17 protein-coding genes are annotated in these 18431 nt (G+C 65.4%); 2 read left to right on the top strand and 15 right to left on the bottom strand.

What is annotated here, in order from left to right:
• The 4 genes from V9L17_RS12315 to V9L17_RS12300 all read right to left on the bottom strand — a co-directional run bounded on the left by V9L17_RS12315 (nt 1) and on the right by V9L17_RS12300 (nt 3278).
• Nucleotides 1-795, bottom strand: coding sequence for an enoyl-CoA hydratase/isomerase family protein (locus tag V9L17_RS12315; RefSeq protein WP_337351629.1), 795 nt, complete (start codon nt 793-795; stop codon nt 1-3).
• Nucleotides 795-2024 (bottom strand): thiolase family protein, encoded by a 1230-nt coding sequence (locus tag V9L17_RS12310; RefSeq protein WP_337351628.1) that lies wholly within the window; start codon nt 2022-2024, stop codon nt 795-797. The genes V9L17_RS12315 and V9L17_RS12310 overlap by 1 nt, the downstream gene beginning before the upstream one ends.
• A 133-nt stretch (nt 2025-2157) precedes the next feature.
• On the bottom strand, nt 2158-2820 hold the full coding sequence (locus V9L17_RS12305; RefSeq protein WP_337351627.1) for a pentapeptide repeat-containing protein: 663 nt from the start codon (nt 2818-2820) through the stop codon (nt 2158-2160).
• Nucleotides 2820-3278, bottom strand: coding sequence for an SRPBCC family protein (locus V9L17_RS12300; RefSeq protein ID WP_337351626.1), 459 nt, complete (start codon nt 3276-3278; stop codon nt 2820-2822). The genes V9L17_RS12305 and V9L17_RS12300 overlap by 1 nt, the downstream gene beginning before the upstream one ends.
• A gap of 133 nt (nt 3279-3411) precedes the next feature.
• Here V9L17_RS12300 and V9L17_RS12295 point away from each other — a divergent pair, with 133 nt between their 5' ends.
• A complete protein-coding gene (locus V9L17_RS12295; protein WP_337346091.1) occupies nt 3412-3588 on the top strand; it encodes a CsbD family protein in 177 nt (58 codons plus the stop codon).
• Nucleotides 3589-3705: 117 nt separating this feature from the next.
• On the opposite strand, the gene V9L17_RS12290 is transcribed toward V9L17_RS12295, so the two are convergent.
• The 9 genes from V9L17_RS12290 to V9L17_RS12250 form a co-directional block, all read right to left on the bottom strand.
• A complete protein-coding gene (locus V9L17_RS12290) occupies nt 3706-4776 on the bottom strand; it encodes a DNA polymerase IV (RefSeq protein ID WP_337351625.1) in 1071 nt (356 codons plus the stop codon).
• 251 nt (nt 4777-5027) lie between these two features.
• Nucleotides 5028-6488, bottom strand: coding sequence for an amino acid permease (locus V9L17_RS12285; protein ID WP_337351624.1), 1461 nt, complete (start codon nt 6486-6488; stop codon nt 5028-5030).
• Nucleotides 6489-6668: 180 nt separating this feature from the next.
• Complete coding sequence (locus tag V9L17_RS12280) at nt 6669-7010, bottom strand: Rieske (2Fe-2S) protein (RefSeq protein ID WP_337351623.1); 342 nt, start codon at nt 7008-7010, stop codon at nt 6669-6671.
• The gene (gene nirB / locus V9L17_RS12275) at nt 7007-9523 is read right to left on the bottom strand and encodes a nitrite reductase large subunit NirB (RefSeq protein WP_337351622.1); all 2517 of its coding nucleotides are present in this window, start codon (nt 9521-9523) and stop codon (nt 7007-7009) included. The genes V9L17_RS12280 and nirB overlap by 4 nt, the downstream gene beginning before the upstream one ends.
• A complete protein-coding gene (locus V9L17_RS12270; RefSeq protein WP_337351621.1) occupies nt 9523-9870 on the bottom strand; it encodes a molybdopterin oxidoreductase in 348 nt (115 codons plus the stop codon). Before V9L17_RS12270 ends, nirB begins: the two co-directional genes overlap by 1 nt.
• Nucleotides 9871-10108: 238 nt before the next feature.
• Nucleotides 10109-11788 carry an ABC-F family ATP-binding cassette domain-containing protein gene (locus tag V9L17_RS12265; RefSeq protein ID WP_337351620.1) on the bottom strand — a complete coding sequence of 560 codons (1680 nt, stop codon included), beginning with the start codon at nt 11786-11788 and terminating at the stop codon, nt 10109-10111.
• 268 nt (nt 11789-12056) lie between these two features.
• Nucleotides 12057-12932, bottom strand: coding sequence for a metal ABC transporter permease (locus tag V9L17_RS12260; protein ID WP_337351619.1), 876 nt, complete (start codon nt 12930-12932; stop codon nt 12057-12059).
• 3 nt (nt 12933-12935) lie between these two features.
• The gene (locus tag V9L17_RS12255) at nt 12936-13769 is read right to left on the bottom strand and encodes a metal ABC transporter ATP-binding protein (RefSeq protein WP_337351618.1); all 834 of its coding nucleotides are present in this window, start codon (nt 13767-13769) and stop codon (nt 12936-12938) included.
• Complete coding sequence (locus V9L17_RS12250) at nt 13766-14779, bottom strand: metal ABC transporter substrate-binding protein (RefSeq protein WP_337351617.1); 1014 nt, start codon at nt 14777-14779, stop codon at nt 13766-13768. Before V9L17_RS12250 ends, V9L17_RS12255 begins: the two co-directional genes overlap by 4 nt.
• Before the next feature lie 150 nt (nt 14780-14929).
• Between V9L17_RS12250 and V9L17_RS12245 the strand changes: the two genes are divergently transcribed.
• A complete protein-coding gene (locus V9L17_RS12245; RefSeq protein WP_337351616.1) occupies nt 14930-15691 on the top strand; it encodes a CPBP family intramembrane glutamic endopeptidase in 762 nt (253 codons plus the stop codon).
• On the opposite strand, the gene V9L17_RS12240 is transcribed toward V9L17_RS12245, so the two are convergent.
• Together V9L17_RS12240 and V9L17_RS12235 are read right to left on the bottom strand one after the other, a co-directional pair.
• The gene (locus V9L17_RS12240; protein WP_337351615.1) at nt 15688-17499 is read right to left on the bottom strand and encodes a hypothetical protein; all 1812 of its coding nucleotides are present in this window, start codon (nt 17497-17499) and stop codon (nt 15688-15690) included. The genes V9L17_RS12245 and V9L17_RS12240 overlap by 4 nt on opposite strands.
• A 12-nt stretch (nt 17500-17511) precedes the next feature.
• Nucleotides 17512-18429: a carbohydrate ABC transporter permease gene (locus V9L17_RS12235; RefSeq protein ID WP_337346079.1), complete on the bottom strand. Its 918-nt coding sequence runs from the start codon at nt 18427-18429 to the stop codon at nt 17512-17514.
• Between the last annotated feature and the right edge of the window lie 2 nt (nt 18430-18431).

The following is an 18431-nucleotide window of genomic DNA, read 5'->3' as shown; positions in this document are numbered from 1 at the left end:
CTATTTCTTCTCTGTCTTCTTATCGAGGTTCTTGTCCAGCTTCTTATCCAGGAACGCCTGCATGCGGTCAAATTTGGCCTGGGATTCAAAAAGAATCCCTTGGGCAAGCTGGTCGATCAGCGGATGGGAATCGGCAGGGGCGTGGAACACGGACTTGGTGATCCGCACGGCCAGCGGATCCTGGCGGGCGATCCTGTCCGCGAGATTGTGCGCGGCGGCCATCAGTTCCGGCGCCTCATGGATTTCCGTGATGAGGCCCGCAGCCAGGGCGTCCTCGGCCCGGAGCACCAGGCCTGCGAGCAGGATCTGCTTGGCCAAGGGTTCGCCTACGAGTTCCTTCAGCCGCCAGCTGGCTCCGGCCGCGGCCAGGATGCCGAGCCCTGTCTCGGGGTTGCCGATCCGTACACTCGGCGTTCCAATCCGGAAATCAGCCGCGTAGGCGAGCTCGGCACCGCCGCCCAGGCAGTAGCCATCCAGGGCGGCAATGACGGGCATGGGCAGCTTGGCAATGCGGACAAAAATCGTGGAGTTGATACCCTGCAGCGCATCATCCCGGCGCCGCTCGCGCAGCTGGGCAATGTCCGCCCCGGAGGCAAAGACTCCGTCCACGCCGGCGATGACCAGGATCCTGGGATTCTGCTCCAGCGCCGCGCAGATAATGTGCAGCTCGTCCACCATCTGCTGGTCGATGGCATTTCTCACCTCGGGGCGGTTGAGGAGGACAACCACGCGGTCCTCCCGCTCCTCGACCAGCAGGGTACTGAAGTGTTCGTTCGCTAGGTCCTGGGCCGCCATTACACGCGCTCCAGCAGCATCGCAGTGCCCTGGCCCACGCCGATGCACATGGTGGCCAGGCCGATCCTGGCGTCCTCGCGCTCCATCCGGCCCAGCAGGGTGATGGCGAGCCGGGAACCGCTGGAACCCAGCGGGTGCCCCAAACTGATGGCGCCGCCGTCGTTATTCACAATCTCCGGGTCCAGGCCGAGCCGGCGCATGCTGGCCAGCGACTGCGTGGCAAACGCTTCATTAAGTTCGACGGCGCCCAGGTCACCGACGCTGAGGCCGCTCCGCTTGAGGACCTTTTGCGTGGCCGGCACCGGGCCGATGCCCATGATTTCGGGCTCGCAGCCGGCGGAGGCGCCGTCGATGATGCGGGCGCGGGGTACCAGGCCCAGCCGCTCGATGGCGGCCTCGGACGCGACGATGATGGCCGAGGCGCCGTCGTTAAGGGTGGAGGAGTTTCCCGCGGTGACCACGGAGCCGCCCGGGACAACCGGGCGCAGGCCGGCCAGGACGTCCATGGTAGTGCCGGCGCGGGGGCCTTCATCGGTGTCCACAACGGTTTCGGACTTGCGGGACTTGACCGTCACCGGGACGATCTCGTCCTTGAACCGCCCTGCGGCGATGGCGGCCAGGGAACGTTCGTGGGACCGGACGGCAAAGGCGTCGGCGTCGTCCCGCGTGATGCCGTCAACCCTGGCGACTTCCTCGGCGGTTTCCGGCATGGAGTAGGTCATCTTGCCCTCGCGCGCCAGCTCGCCCTTTTGGAACAGGGGATTTACGAACCGCCAGCCAATGGAGGTGTCGAAGATCTGGCCGGGCTTCGCAAAGGCGGTAGCCGGCTTCTCCTGGACCCACGGCGCACGGCTCATGGACTCCACCCCGCCGGCGATCACGATGTCCGCGGCACCGGACTTGATCATCTGGCTGGCCTGGATGATGGCGCTCAGGCCTGATGCACACAGCCTGTTGACCGTGATCCCCGGGATGTGGAGGGGAAGTCCTGCCAGCAAAGTGGCCATCCTGGCTACGTTGCGGTTTTCCTCCCCGGCCCCGTTGGCGTTGCCCAGGATGACCTCATCGATGGTGTCAGGATCCAGGCCGGACCGGGCAACCGCGTCCCGGATGACCAGCGCGGCGAGGTCGTCCGGGCGGACCGAGGACAGCGCCCCGCCGTATCGTCCCACCGGGGTGCGGACACCGCCAACGAGAAAAGCCTGCGGTCCTGCGGTAGCTGACGCCATGGAAACACCCTTCACGCGATTAACGGCACTGTCATCGTCGGCGGCTCAGGGGATGCTATCCACTTACCGACCGTTCGTTCTGTAAAGACTACACTGCACGCGCAAGGGGCACCAAGACCCTCCCCCGGAGGGGTCAGAGAACCACGAGGCCGAGGTGGGCCGCCAGGAGCGGGGCCAGGAGGCTGAGCTGGTAGTCGTCGATGATGGCTCCGGAGAGGCTGCCCAGGCCACTGATGGTGCGAAAGTCAGTGCTGCGGAGGTCGAAGTCCTTCAACTTGGCGCCGGTGAGGTCCAGGGTGCCGATGGTGCAGTTCTTCAGAGTTACCCGGGTGACTGCCGCGGAACCGAGGTCCAGTTCATTGATGATGCAGTCGGTGATCAGGACATCCATCAGCTTGGCGCCGCGGAGGTTCAGGAAGTCCAGCTTTCCGCCGTCGATCCGGACGGACTGCCACCCGCTTTCGTACACTTCAGCGGACCCGAGCCGTGGATTTTCGATGCGCACGTCCCGCCAAGTGGTGCGGGCCGCAGTGAAGACGGGCGCGTACAGCTCGGCCAGGATGCAGTCGCGGAACGTGGCGCCGCGCAGCTGCGTGTCATTGAACGAGACGCCTTGGAATTCGCACTCGGCGAAGTCAGTGCCGCTGAGCTCGCGACCGTCCGCCGCCGCGCGACTGTACCGCACGCCGTCGTACCGAACTCCGCGCTGGAAGTCCGGCGCGGGATCGTCCGTAAGTTCCTCAAGGAGAATCGGCGAGAGCCGCGGGCCGGTAACCTTGGGCGGCCTGGCCGCCACTAGAGCGATTCCGCTTTGGCCGCGATCTCCGCCAGGTCCTTGGCCAGCGCCTTGCGCGTCATGCTCATGCCGATTTTCCCGAACAGGGCCATTGATATCTTGCTGAACACCGTGGGCTTAATGACGTCGGCGCCGAAGGTCAGCGTCAGGTCCGTGCCGCCGTCGCGCTCCGCCAGGCTGAACCGGGAGGTGTAGTCAGCGCCGCCCTGCAGGGCCTTGACCGTGGTGCTGCGCGGCGGATCAGCCTGGGCCACCCACATTTCCACGGTTTCGGACCTGCCCATCATGGTGCGGGTTTCCTTCCAGCGCGTGCCCTCGCCATACGGGCCTTCGCTCAGCATTTGGATGGAATCAATGCCGGACAGGGTGGCCGCCGAACCCGGAATATCCGAAATGACGGACCAGACCTTTTCCGGCGAAGCGTGGATGTGCTGTGTAAGGCTGGTGCTGTGATCCATGGTTCGAGCCTAGTCGGGGGCAATGACAATCAACAGATATCGGGGCATCTCAACGACTTGAAATAGTAAGCATGCTTCGTGTTATGGTGAAAAGGCATTGTTTGATCCATCGGAAACGAAAGGCGGCACTACCATGGGCCTCGGAGACAAGATCAGTAACGCAGCAGAAGACATGGGCGGCAAGGCCAAGGAAGCAGCCGGAAACGCCACCGACAACGACCGCCTCAAGGCCGAAGGCCAGAAGGACCAGGTCAAGGCCGACGCGAAGAAGGTCGGCGAAGACATCAAGGACGAGTTCAAGCGCGACTAGTCAGCCATAGGCGCGCGGCGGCGGATTCCCATGGGGGATCCGCCGCCGCTTTTTTGTGCCTTCCCCCATCGATTGCTCCCCCCAGCTCCCTCGCCCCGCAATCGACGGCAGGACCCGTCACCAGCCGCTGCGCGTCGGCGTGTGTCCCTGCCGGGAATCCTCGGGCATCGCCATTTCGGCACGCAGCCCGAGCAATCGGATGGGACGGCCCGGCTCGATCTTGGCCACGAGGTCGAGGGCGCGGGCGAGCACTTCTGCCGGATCCGAGGTCTCGGGAATCTTCCGGGCGTACGTCTTGGTCAGGAACGGAGCGTATCGGACCTTGAGCGTCAGCCCGATCACCGGCCGCCCTTCAGCAGCGACATCCTCCAGTACGTGCGCCGCCAACTCCCTGACGGCGTCGTCAACCTGGCCTTGCTCAGTCAGATCGCGCTGGAAGGTGGTTTCCCGGCTATGCCCGCGTGCCACCCAAGGTGTGTCATCGACGGTCCGCGAACCGTCACCCCGCCCGAGCTGGGCATACCAAGGGCCCATCTTCGGGCCGAACTCGGGGACCAAATCATCGTCTTTGGACGCCGCGAGATCGGCTACCGTCCGGATACCGAGGGTGGCAAGGCGGCGCGAGACTTTCGTTCCCACGCCCCACAGCTCGATAGTCGGCCGGCTGCCCATCACTTCGAGCCAGTTCTCTTCCGTGAGCCGGAAGACGCCGGCCGGCTTGCCAAACGACGTCGCTACTTTGGCCCGGACCAGGGTGTCACCGATGCCGACACTGCAGTGCAGGCGGGTCTCCTCGAGGACGTCGCGCTGCAGTTGCCGCGCATATGCCTCCGGATCGTCGGTCTGCACGCCAATAAAGGCTTCATCCCAGCCGAGCACCTGAACAGTTGCCCCCGGTTGCGAGCGCAGCACGGCCATGACTTCTTCGGACGCAGCGAGGTAGGCTTCCTGGTCAACGGGCAGGATGACGGCGTCAGGTACTTTCCGTGCGGCGATGCGCAGCGGCATTCCGGAGCCGACGCCGTACACCCTGGCCTCGTAGGAGGCCGTGGAAACCACCGCCCGCTCTGTCGGGTCACCGCGGCCGCCAACGATCACCGCCTTGCCGGCGAGCTCGGGCCGGCGGAGCACTTCGACAGCTGCGATGAACTGGTCAAGGTCCACATGCAGTACCCACGGTTCGATCACACGCCCCAGTGTGCCCCCAATCGGCTGCTCCGCACCACCATTTCCCCGCGTCGCCCCTGCATAGCCCGCACCCGTTGCTGGGCGCTCCTGCCCAGTTACTCCCCCGGATTCCCGTCCACCAGGCACGACGCGCCGGGTTCCTGGGCGCGTCGTACAAAGTAAGTGGGCGGGAACGCACGGGGAATAACGACGACGGCGGGACCCCCTCCGTGGGGATCCCGCCGTCGCAGGTACTGCTTGCGTGCAAAGCCCTAGCTGAAGAGGGCGTTCTTGGGCTCGTTGTTCCGAACCTTCTGCCAGCCCAGCCACAGGACCAGCGCGAAGAATGGAATGGTGGCCAGGGTCCAGAGGCCAAGATGGAAGACCTCACCGGATTTGCTGGTCATGGTGTCGAAGCCGATCAGGATGGTGATGGCCAGCAGGGCCACCAGGCCGGCCCAGCTGCTCCAGGTTCCGCCCGGGGCGGGCAGGGAGGAAACCTTGCCCTTCTGCTTGCGAAGCGCGATCTGGCTGGCGAAGATCGCGCCCCACGTGAAGATCACGCCAATCGACGCCGAGTTGAGCGCGAGGTCGAAGGCGTGTGAGCCGCCCAGCCAGATGTTCAGCAGGATACCCACGAGGTAGACGGCGCCGATGGCCAGGATGGCGGCGTACGGCACATGGTTTTTGGACATCCGGGTCAGCCACTCCGGAGCATGTCCGTTGTTGGCCATGGTGCGGAAGATCCGGCCGATCGAGTACAGGCCAGAGTTGCAGGAGGACAGTGCGGCGGTGATGACGATCATGTTCATGACATCGCCCATCCAGCCAAGGCCCATCTGGCCGAATACGGTAACGAACGGCGAGGTGCCGGCCACGTACTGGTCCGAGGGCAACAGCATCGCGAGGAGGGTCACCGAGCCGACGTAGAACACCACGATGCGGAAGACGACGGCGCGGATTGCCTTGGGCACTTCCTTGGCGGGATCCTGCATTTCACCGGCTGTGATGCCGACCAGCTCGATGCCGTTGTACGCGAAGATCACGGCATTGAGGACCAGGATCATCACCAGCGCACCCTTGGGGAACATGCCGCCCTCGGCTGCGAAAAGGTTGTTCACGGAGGCGTTGCCGTCGCCCACCTGCGCGTTGGTAACCACCATGAAGGTGCCCACGGCCAGGAAGATCACGATGGCACCGACCTTGAGGCAGGAGGCCCAGAATTCGAATTCGCCGAACGCCTTGACGCTCATCAGGTTGACGCCCACGAGCAGCAGGAGCGCCGCGATGGCGGACAGTTCAACAGGCACGTTGGGGAAGAAGAACTGGAAGTACAGTCCGATCGCGATGAGCTCCGCAATGCCGGTCATGGCCCAGTTGATGAAGTACATCCAGCCGGAGAGGTACGCCCCCCTCTTGCCGAACATCTCGCCGGCATAGCTGACGAAGGAGCCCGACGTCTGGCGGTACATGATCAGTTCGCCCAGGGCGCGCATCAGCAGGTAGGCGATGACGCCGGCAATGGCGTACGAGAAGATCAGTGCCGGGCCTGTGGAGGCCAGGCGTCCGCCGGCACCCATAAAGAGGCCGACGCCGATGGCGCCGCCCATGGCAATCATGGTCACCTGGCGGCCGCTCAGGGATTTTTTGTAGCCCTCGGCGCTGAGGGTGGAGTCGACGACGGCGGATTGCGCCGAGGGGCTCACGAGTTCTGTGGGGGTACTTTGAGGCACAACAATTCCTTGTGGGTAGGGGATTGGCCGGCACCTTGGCAGCGGACTCTCATACTGAAAATTCGGCTTCGTGATGTTTGAAGGAATTTTCTGTATGGAAAGTCACAGTACGTCGAAGTTCGCGCGGCCTTTCTATCCTACAAGACACAAACCGGGGCAAGTGACGAGCGATACACCGTCCTACAGATAAGCCGAACCATTGCCACCTTTGCCGGGATTTTGCAGAAGAATATTCTGCTCAGAGTCCTCATGGACGCTGTAGGCGCGCAGAGGTTCGGCGCCAGTGCTGGAACATCCCGTTTCAAGGTCGAAGGCGTGCTGGTGCAGCGGGCAAAGGACCACTTGACGGTCGATGGTTCCGTCCGCGATGGGGCCGCCCCGGTGGGGGCAGACAGCGGACAGGGCACGTAGAGTTCCGTCCCTCAACCGGAAAACCGCCACCTGCTCGCCATCGATGCCGAACGCCCGCCCCTCGCCGAAGGGGATTTGGTCCACGGGGCCCAGGTTGTGGCCGGCGCTCATCGGACCGGCACCTGGGGCAGGACCGTGAGCGGCAGGGAGGTCCGGAACTGGCCCGGCGTGAGGGGGTCCGCGCGCTCGCTCCACGGGTCCACGTAGCTATCCACAGATGCCTGCATGGCCTCGTCCAAGGCCGCCGCTATGCCTTCCGAATCCTCCACGATCACTGCGCGGAGGTGTTCGATGCCCACCCGCGGCACAAAGGAGTAGGTCCGTTCCAGCCAGTTGGCGTTTTCACGGTAGTACTGCATGAACCTGCCCGTCAGCAGCTTGACATCCTCAGGGTCATCTACGGTGGCCAGCAGGTCGCCCTTGCGGATATGCGCCCCTGCCGCGCCGCCGACGTAGAGTTCCCAGCGGCCGCCTTCCACAGCCACCACACCCACATCCTTGACCAGGGACTCCGCACAGTTCCGCGGACAACCGGACACCGCCAGCTTCAGCTTCGCCGGCGACTCGATGCCCTGGAACCGGGACTCGATCTCGATGCCCAGCTTGGTGGAGTCGCCAGTGCCGTAGCGGCAGAAATCCTTGCCCACACAGGTCTTCACCGTGCGGAAGCTCTTGCCGTACGCGTAGCCGGAGGGCATGTCCAGGTCGGCCCAGACCTGAGGGAGGTCCTCCTTGGGGATGCCCAGCAGGTCGATCCGCTGCCCGCCCGTCAGCTTGATCAGCGGGACCTTATGCTTCTCGGCGACGTCGGCAATCCGGCGCAGCTGCTGCACGGACGTCACGCCGCCCTTCATCTGCGGGACCACGGAAAAGGTCCCGTCCCGCTGGATATTGGCGTGCACGCGATCATTGATGAAGCGGGCGTCGCGCTCGTCGATGTACTGGTCCGCGAGCATCATTTTCAACAGTGAGGCCAGGCCCATTTTGGATTTGGCGTCCTCCGCGCTGCCGGGGGCCAGAGCTGCGAATACTTGGGAGACGGAGCGTAGGCCCTGCTTCCGGATGGCGGCCATCAGTGATGCTTTGTCCAGCGGGATGCCGGGCACGTAGTAGCTTGCGGCAGGGTCCTCCTCCACCGCGCCGTCGGCTGCCCACTCCACCACCTGCTTGACCAGGAGCTTGCAGGAACCGCAGCCCTTGCCGGCCCGGGTGGCGTCCATGGCGCCGGAAACCGTGGTGCAGCCGCCCTTCACAACATCCACCAGCGCCCCCTTGGAAACGCCGTTGCAGTTGCAGACCTGGGCGCCGTCGTCGAGCTCTGCCACACCTGCGTCCCCACCCGGCCCGCCGACGTCGAACATCAGGGAGATCCGTTCCTCCGGCAGGGGCAGCCCGCGGTCATAGGCCTGCGTCAGGTAGGCCACCTTCCGGCTGTCGCCCAGGAGCGTGGCGCCCACCATCTTGTTGTCGCGGACCACGATGGACTTGAAGACACCACGGCTGGGCTCAGAGAACACAATGTGCTCGTCCGTGTCGAGCTCGGGGCCGTGCAGCCCCATGGATGCGACTTCCACACCGGCCACTTTGAGCTTGGTGGCGGTCCGTGAGCCGAGGTACGCCGACGACGTATCGGCGCCGGTCACGTGGTTGGCGAGCACCACGGCCTGTTCCCATAACGGAGCTACCAGGCCGTAGACCTCGCCGCGGTGCTGGACGCACTCCCCCACGGCGTAGATGTCGTCTTCGTCCTGGACCCTTAGCCGGTCATCCACCACGATGGCCCGTTCCACCGGCAGGCCGCTCAGGACGGCCAGGTCCACATTGGGCCGGATCCCGGCGGCCACCACCACCATGTCGCACTCGATGTCGTCCCTGTCCCTAAGGCTGACGCCGCTTACCCGGTCCGTGCCGAGGACAGCTGTGGTGCGGCTGGACGTATGCACCCTGATTCCGAGCGCTTCAACACTGCGACGGAGGATGGCACCGCCGTCGGGCCCCATCTGCGCATTCATGAGATGCCCGCCCGAGTGCACCACCTCCACCTCGATCCCGTGGCTTTTCAGGCCATAGGCAGCCTCGAGTCCCAGCAGGCCGCCGCCGATCACCACGGCGCGGCGGTGGTGATCTTGCTGGGCGTGCTGGACCATCTTCCGCGTGTCGTCAATGGTGCGGAATCCGAAAACGCCGTGTTTGACGGACCCGCCCGGGGTATAGAGCCCGTCCATCGGCGGCATGTGGGATCTGCTCCCCGTGGCGATGATGAGTGTGTCGTAGGGAGTCACCCTGCCGTCGTTGGAGAAGACGTGCTTGGTGAACTTGTCGATCCGGTCCACGCGGACGCCTGCGTGCAGCGTGATGCTGTTCTCGCGGTACCAGGACAGGGCGTTCAGGAAGATGTCGGCGTCGCTTTCCTCCCCGGAGAGGACGTGGCTGAGCATGATCCTGTTGTAGTTGCCGTACGGCTCGTCGCCGAACATGGTGATCGTGAACAGCTCCGCGCCGCCCCTGGCCAGGATTTCCTCCACTGCCCGGGCGCCGGCCATACCGTTGCCAACAACCACCAGCCGACGGCGCGGCGCGGTGCCTGCGTGCCTCCCCTGCGGCCGGTCCAGCACGCTGGTCATCAGTGCTCCACCATGCCCAGGTCCACCACCACGGATCCCCCAACACCATCCGGAGCGGCGAGATACAGCTCCACCACCGAGCCGCCTTCGATGTCCTCCACTACCCGCAGGGGCACATGGACATCGTTCTTGGCGCCAATGGGGAAATAGCGCATGGGCACGCCATTCCGCATCAGGACCACGGTGATCAGTTCACTGCTGGAATTGCCGCCCCTGAAGTAGAGCGTCTGGTTGATGACGCCGTCGGGAACGTAATGGGAGAGTTCGCTGTGGATCGGGACAGGTTTTTCCAGCCCCGTGCCCTCAAACGGGAAGATGCCCTGCAGGAAAAGGTTCTTGGTGATCACGGACAGATCCTTTCGACCGGCGGGAAGACTGGCATGGGCCTATCTTCCGCCGCCGATGTTTCCGCCTGCCGGTCCCTGCGTAACTTTCCTTTAACGCAAACCTCACCGTTTCCCGTGCCATAGGCCGGCCAAAATGCGTGATTTATGCCGGCTCCGACGGCGGAGTAGCCCGGAAATCCAAGGAACTTCCTTCGCGGCCCGGCTGAAAGTTACGCATTTTGGTCAGGAAGCCCGCCCTTCAGGCCGGAGCAAGCACGCCCTTGTCCATCGAATACCTGATCCAGCGGCCAGATTCGTCTGTCCGCGACTTTTCGCTCTTCCGCGCGCACCCGGCAAACCATTCCCGGAGCGCGCGGTCGTGGCTGACCATCACCAGGGTCCCGGCGAAGTCCGCGAGCGCCGCCTCAAGCTGTTCCACCAGCACAGGCGCCAGGTGGTTGGTCGGTTCGTCCACGATCAGGGTGCCGTAGCCGCCCAGCAGCAGCCGTGCAAGGGCGAGCCTGCGCTGCTGGCCCGCGGAAAGGCTGCCCACTGGCACGTGGAACTCGCTGGTGCGGAACAGGCCCAGCCGAAGGAGGGCCTCGGCATGCTCGTCGATATTGCCGCCCAGGCCGGCAGCGAAGGCCGGCAACAGCCGGAGGGTGGGCCGCTGGGGCAGTTCCAGCTCCTGTTGCAGGTAGCCGATGCGTTCGGGCCGCCTGACAGTGCCTGCAACGGGTTCCAGGGTTCCTGCCAGTACGGAGAGCAGGGTGGACTTGCCGGCGCCGTTCGGTCCGGTGATGAGGATCTTCTCGCCTGCGGCAGCGCGGAAGTCAGTGGTTCCCAGCCGGCCGGGCACGCTCACGCCACGGGCCGCGAGCACTGGTTCGCCGTCCTCGGAAGCCCCGGACAGGACAGCGGAGTCGACAGCCAGCTCGGCGTTGAGCCGCAGCGGCACGGGCGGACGGTCCACTGGGCTGGCTTCGAGCCGGCGCAGCCGTTCCTGGGCGTTCCGTACCTGGCTGCTGGCTGCTTTCTGCCAGGTGCCGGCCTTGAAGTCGAAGCCCATCTTGTCGCCGTCGCGCTTGCGGCCGTACCCCATGGTCCCCGCCACCGTCTCGGCCTGGCGCTTTTCGGACTCCATGGCATCGATCCAGGAGTGGTACTGCTGGACCCAGCGCTGGCGCTCGGCTGCCTTCTCGCGGAGGTAGCCGTCGTAGCCGTTTCCGTAGCGGGTCACGGCCTGGCGCTCGGCATCCACTTCGATGATGGTGGCGGCTACCTTGCGGAGCAGGACGCGGTCGTGGGACACCACCACTACGGTGCCGCGATGGGCCGCCAGCCGATCCTCCAGCCAGGCTGTTCCGCGCGCGTCGAGGTGGTTGGTGGGTTCGTCCAGTAGCAGGATGTCCGCCGGGTCGGCCAGGACGCAGGCCAGCGCCACGCGTTCCTGCTCCCCGCCGGACAGCGACCCCAGCACCCGGCTCCTATCGAGCCCGCCCAGCCCCAGCCGGTCCAGAGCGGCCTCAACCCGGGATTCGGCGGCGTAGCCTTCGCGCAGCTGGTATTCGGTCTGCAGCCTGCCATAGGTTTCCAGTTCGTCGTCGCCGGCGTCGGCCAGGCCCGCTTCCAGCCGGTCGAGTTCCGCTTCGAGGGCGCGCAGCGATGCCAGCGAGGCGTCAATGGCGGCCCCTACGGTGAAATCTTCAGGCAGGCCGTGGGTCTGGGCTAGGTAGCCCACCCGTCCCTGGATCACCGTTGCGCCCTCATCGGGAGCTTCGAGGCCGGCGAGGATCCGGAGCAGCGTGGATTTGCCGGCGCCGTTTTCGCCAACGATCGCGACGTGCTCGCCGGCGTTGATGACCAGGCTGATGTTGTCCAGGAGTTGTCGGTCGCCGTAGCCATGGGAGACGCCCGAAAGGTTCAGGTGTTCAGTCAAGAGAAGTCCTCGCAAAGTTCCGCAGTGTGGCCGCCGGGGCTGAACCGGCCGATTCAGGCAGCTCGATTCATCCAGCGCTCGACGGCGGCCGTGGTTTTCGGGGAACAGCCCGGGCGCGGCCGGGCTGTTGGTTAGGACTTCATCGCTCCAGCCTGCCCCGGCCGACGCCGCGGCGTCAAGCAGGCCCTCCATGGCGGACAAGGACAACAGCGCCCGACGGCGGCACCCAGGCCGAGTGCCGCCGTCGGGCATTACAAAAAGGGGACAGCTACACCGCGAGGGCCACGGCCTTCCTGCGCCTCGCCTTCGCCAGCCGGGTGCCAATCAGTCCTTGGCGGGGGCTGAAGAGGTAGACGGCGGCGAACACCACGCCCTGGGTCAGCACCACCATGGCGCCCGAGGCCGTGTCCAGGTAGTAGCTCAAGTAGATTCCGGCGATGGAGCACACGGCCGAGACCACTGGCGCGATGACGAGCATGCGGTTGAACCGGTCTGTCAGGAGGTAGGCGGTGGCTCCGGGAATGATGAGCATGGCCACGACCAGCACGACGCCCACGGTCTGCAGCGCCACCACGGAGGTGAGTGCCAGCAGCCCCAGGAGCAGCGCGCCAAGCCGCTTCGGGGACAGCCCGATGGCATGGGCATGGGTGGGGTCAAAGGCGTAAAGGGTCAGGTCGCGGCGCTTCAGGATCAGGATGGCGAACGCCACCACGCCGAGCACGAGCACCTGGATGAGGTCCGGGACGCTGACGCCCAGGAGGTTGCCGAAGATGATGTGGTTCAGGTCCGCCTGGCTGGGTGTGACGGAGATGAGCACCAGGCCCAGGGCGAACAAAGAGGTGAACACGATACCGATGGCGGCGTCCTCCTTCACCCGGCTGGTGCTGCGGACGACGCCGATCAGGGTGACCGCGATCAGGGCGAAGACGAGGGCGCCGAGGGCAAACGGTGCCCCTACGATGTAGGCCAGTACGACGCCGGGCAGCACCGCGTGGGAGACTGCGTCGCCCATGAGGGACCAGCCGATCAGCACCAGCCAGCAGCTGAGCACGGCACAGACGACGGCGGCCAGCGCGGTGGTGACGATGGCGCGGACCATGAAGTCGTAGCTGAGCGGTTCGAGCAGGAGTTCCAGAAGGTCCATGGGTCAGCCCCTGTTCTCGGCGCGGTCGGCATCAGCGCGAGCGGCATCAGCGCGAGCGGCATCAGCGCGAGCGGCATCAGCGCGAGCGGCATCTGCTTCCGGGAGGTCACGGTTCAGCACGTCCAGTCCGAAGGCCATGGCCAGGTTTTCGGGCTGCAGCACCAACTCGGGGGCGCCGTGCATCAGGACCCTGCGCATGAGGAGTACGGCTTCGTCGCAGAGGGCCGGCATGGCGTGGAGGTCGTGGGTGGAGATCAGGATGGTGCAGCCGTCCGAGGCAAGTTCGCGCAGGAGGCGGCTGATGGTTGCTTCGGACCGCTTGTCCACCCCGGCGAAGGGTTCGTCCAGGAGCATCATCGTGGCACCCTGGGCGATGCCGCGGGCCACGAAGGCGCGCTTCTTCTGCCCGCCGGACAGCTGGCCGATCTGGCGGCCGGCGTACTCGCCCAGTTCCACCCGGTCCAGGGCTTCGTCGACGGCGGCGCGGTCCGCCTTGGATGGGCGCCGGGTGAATCCCTGGTGCCCGTAGCGCCCCATCATCACTACGTCGCGGACGGACAGCGGGAACTGCCAGTCAACATCCTCGCTTTGCGGCACGTACCCGATCCCGCCTTCCTTGCGCGCCTTGGACGGTGACTGTCCGCCGATCAGTACGCTGCCGGCGTCGGGCTTTACCATTCCCATGATCACTTTGAACAGCGTGGATTTCCCTGAGCCGTTCATGCCGATCAGGCCGCAGATCCTGGCGGCATCCAGGCTGAGCGAGGCAGAATCGAGCGCCAGGACCTCGCCGTAGTGGACGGTGACGTTGTCAACCAGGATGGCTGGAGTACTCACGGCTTTGACCCTGCAGAAGCCCCCGCTGAGGCGCCGGCCAGCGCTTTGGTGATGACGTCGGCGTCGTGCCTGATCAGGTCCAGGTACGTGGGCACCGGTCCATCGGCCTCAGACAACGAGTCCACGTACAGGATGCCGCCGAACTTGGATCCGGTGGCGCCCACGACCTGCTGCATGGGGGCGTCGGAGACCGTGGATTCGCAGAAGACAGCGGGAACCTGGTTGGCCTTGACGTACTCGATGGCCCGGGTGATCTGCTGCGGTGTGGCCTGCTGCTCGGCGTTGACGGCCCAGATGTAGACCTCCTTGAGTCCGGCGTCGCGGGCAAGGTAGGAGAAGGCGCCTTCGCAGGTGACCAGTGCGCGCTGGTTCTCCGGGAGGCCGGCGAGGCTGGCTTTCATCTCGTCCTGCACAGCCTGCAGTCCGGTCTTGTAGGCGTCACCGTTTGCTTTGAAGGCTTCGGCGTTGTCCGGGTCCAGCTCGCTGAAGGCCTTCACCATGTTGTCGACATAGATCTGCACGTTCACCGGCGACATCCAGGCGTGCGGGTTTGGCTTGCCCTGGTACGAGTCCTCGCTGATGGACATAACCTCCACACCCTCGCTCACCACTGCGTGGGGCACGTCCAGGCCCTCCACGAACTGGGCGAACCAGGCCTCGAGATTCAGCCCGTTGTCGAGGATGAGGTCCGCTTTGGCTGCCTTGCGGATATCGCCGGGGGTGGGTTCGTAGCCGTGGATCTCAGCGCCCGCTTTGGTAATGGACTCCACGGTGAGCTTGTCCCCCGCCACGTTCCGGGCGATGTCGGCCAGCACGGTGAAGGTGGTCAGGACCACCGGTTTGTCGCCGTCGCTGTTGCCGGCGGCACCACCGCCGGCATCACCGCCACAGGCAGCGAGGGAAAGGGACAAAAGGACGACGGCGGAGGCTCCGGCAGCTCGAAACGCCGCCGATTTCCGGGCGAAAGTTCGGGCGGCTACTTTGGCGCGCCGAAACAGAAAGTTAGGCATGCCGAACATTCTACGGGACGGCGCACCGGGCCCGCAATGTGACGCCCGTCTACTATCCCCGTCCCACCCAACTAGGTAGCAGCAGATGTCGTTTTGAGGCGCCAAAACGACATCTGCTGCTACCTAGTTGGGTGGAGTTAGGCTGAACGTATGACCACAACGCACCGGCGACCACCTGCTCCGCAGCCCGAGCTGTACCGGTTCACCGGCCTCGATTTCGGCACCGTGGGCCTTTATGTGGCAGTGGCGGCTTTCTTCGCCCTGGCGGGAGACCTGCTCCTGCCATTCCTGCGGCAGCTGGCCCCCAGCCCTGCAGCGGCATCTTACGGCGTCAACCTCATCTACTACGGCAGCATCGGCGTACTGGCGCTGTTCGCCGCGCGCCGGGTGGTGGCCCGCGATCTCCGCGTCCTTGCCACCCGTCCGTGGTTCACGCTGATGATGGTACCGGCCGCAGTGGTGGCCATGATGATCCTGACCGCCCTGGTAGTGGCGGCCAGCGGGGCGGTCCAAACGTCCGCGAACCAGGCTGGGCTGCAGGCCCTCATGCAACAGGTTCCCGCCTGGCTGATGATTCCCGTGCTGGTGGTGATCGGCCCCTTTGTGGAGGAGTACATCTTCCGGCACCTGCTGATCGGCAAGCTCAGCCGCCGCCTCAACATCTGGCTGTGCTGCGCGCTCTCCGTGCTCCTGTTCGCCGCCATCCACATCGCAGGCCAGGAAGCGATCACGCTCACCGCCCTGCTTCCCTACCTGGCCATGGGCGCCACGCTGGTGTTCGTCTACGTGTGGACCGGGAAGAACCTGATGTTCTCCTACTTTGTGCACGCCACCAAGAACCTGTTGGCTGCCGTGTTCATCTACGCCATCCCGCCTGAGCTGTTCGAGCAGCTCCAGCAGGTCCAGCCCTAAACCACGCTCCGGCCCCGCAGCGTGAAGCGATGGGTGCCTTGGGTCCGGCCCGTGATGTAGACCTTGACGCCGTCCGCGGCATTGGTCCCGGCAAGGTAGCGGTAGGCCTCGCCCGGGTTGTACACCGGCGGGTTGTCGGGGTCCGCAGCAAGGCCCGGACCGAACTCGATCACATCGTTCCCCACCCGGTAGGTTCCCGTGCCCGAGGTCAGCTGGAACGCCCCCTGGCCCGTGTTTGAGCCAGGGAGCTGGCTGGCCAGGGGCTCCACTCCGGCCAGCTCGCCGCCAGGGCGGAAAGTCAGCTCCAGCGCGAACGATGTGTCCGCGCCGTCGAACTCCAATTCCAACTCCGCGGCGTCGCCCTCGGCGCCAACGCCGGGACGAATGGTGAGGGCCGTCGCCAGCCGATGCTCCACCGTGGGGCGGCTTCCGAAGTCCATGCTGGCGCTGAACCGGCCCTCATGGACCAGGGCGTAGATGCCGTCCTTGCGGTGCTTTTCGGGAGGCAGCGGGAGGTAGAAGTTCGCCCTCAGTTCCTCAGCGAGGCGGACCGCTCCGGCATCAGTGCTGACCGACTGGCTGCGGAACGGCCCAAGGTCAAAGAAGCTGCGTGAGAGCCTCATGTCAGTGAGTACCGCGTCACCGTGGGCGAGGCGCAGGAATGTGGGGTTGGTGGCGAGCCCGGACACCACGCCGGGCTCCAAGGGGTCGCAGCCGCCGAAGACGGTCACCACGTTTCCGGCTCGGCGGAACCGGTGGATCCCGCAGCTGCCCAGCGCGGCGTGGCCCGGCGCCATCACCGGCGGGAGGCCGCCGTCGAACACGGTGGAAGCCGAATCCCCGGACAGGTCAGTGACGGAGGCAGCAGGAAGCTCCAGCCCCAGCCACGGGTCAAGCCGTGTCCGGGCCAGCGCCTTGGCCGGTTCCAGCAGCGGGAACTGCTGCAACCAGGCCGCCGCGGAGGCGAAATCGGACCGGCCGTCCTGGTTGGCCAGCCGGCGGTACAGCAACTGGAATGCCTCTGCGTCGAACGTCTTCCACTGGTCCTGGCGCCGCGAAAACAGCGACTCGATGCTGCCGTCAGGATTGAACCAGGGCAGGAACGCCGCCAGGTTGCCGCGGACGTGCTCCAGCAGCCCGGGCCGCCCCGCGTAGTCGGCGATGGCCAGCAGCGAGGGGTTGGTGACAGCCGTGGCGTACAGCGGGCTCCGCTCGGAGTACATGCCGTCCGGCAGTTGGTCAATGCCCTCAGCCAGCCATTCCCCGATGCGCTCCACAATGTCCGGCCGGGCGCTGCCCTCGCGTTCGTGCAGGGCGTGGATCCGTGCCAGCGCCGCGCACAGCTCCCACCGGTGGTTGGGGGTGTGCACTCCCCCGGTAACCAGCGCATCGGTAATGCGTCCGACGACGGCGCGCAGCCGCCGTCGGACGCCCGCCAGTGCGGCATCGCCAATGATCTCCAGCGCCATGCAGGCGTCGTTGATGGTGAACGCTGAGTCCGGCGGTGAGCTGAGGTTGGTGCCGTCGAACAGGCCGGTAGGGCCCTGCAGGTGCTCCAGCCGCGCAACGCAGGCTTCCATGGCGTCCGGCAACGCCGGTGCACCGCGGTGGGCGGAGCCCGGCTCCGCGTACACCGTTGCCAACGCCAGCAGCCGGCTCATGGCGGCGCGATGCGGAAGAGCCGCCACGTCGCCGTCGGTCGCCGTCAGAAGCGTGCCAACGTACGTGTCCGCAGCCTGCACCAGGCCGTCAAGGAACACGGCATCTGTGGAAGTTGCCGGCGGCTGGCTCTCAATCCCATCCCTCACAAAGGCCTCCATCTAGTCCTTCAGCCCGGCCGAGACGTCGGCGTTGAGTACGTACTTCTGGAACACGGCAAACACGAGGACCAGCGGCAGGATGGAGATCACCGACGCGCCCAGCAGGACCGGCCAGTCGATGTTTTCGGCGCCAACGATGCTCCGCAGCGCCACCTGGAGGGTGTACCACTTGGGATCGTTGAGCACGATCAGCGGCCAGATGTAGTCGTTCCAGCGCCATTGGAAGGAGAAGATGGCCAGCGTGAACAGGATGGGCCTGGACAGCGGCAGCATGATGCGGAAGAAGATGGCCAGCTCGCTGGCGCCGTCGATTCGGGCCGAATGCAGCAGGTCATCCGGAACGGTCAGGAAGAACTGACGGAACATAAACACACCCGTTGCCGTCAGCACGGACGGCACGATGATTCCGGCGAGCGAGTTGTACAGGCCGAGGTCACGGATCACCGAGAAGGTCGGGTTCAGGATCACTTCGGTGGGCAGCATTGTGGTGGCCAGGATGCAGACGAAGAAGAGCCGGGTGCCCTTGTTGTTGTACTTGGCCAGCGCGTAGCCAGTGCACGCACTGAAGAACACGGTGAGCACCGTGGTCACCAGCGCCACGGTGGCGGTGTTCAGGAAGTACCGGGCAAAGTCCACCCGCTCCCACGCGTCAACGAAGCCCTGGAACGTCCATTCCCGGGGAATCATGGACAACGGGTAGCTGAACAGTTCACTGCCCGGTTTGAACGAGCTGAGGATGAACCACAGCAGCGGCAGCGCATAGATGGCCACAATCAGCCATAGCACCCCGGTCAGGGGCGCGGACAGCTTGGTCCGGCCTTCGCGGCCGTTCCGTTTGATGGCGCCTGCGGCTGCCTTCTCGGCACCGAGGGCGGATTCTTCCGCCACGGCGGGGGGCAGGTTGGCAGCGGTTGCCATGG

Source organism: Pseudarthrobacter sp. CCNWLW207 (assembly GCF_037203945.1).
Lineage (GTDB): Bacteria > Actinomycetota > Actinomycetes > Actinomycetales > Micrococcaceae > Arthrobacter.
The sequence above is the reverse complement of the archived record's forward strand: the minus strand, read 5'-3'. Positions and strand labels throughout refer to the sequence as shown.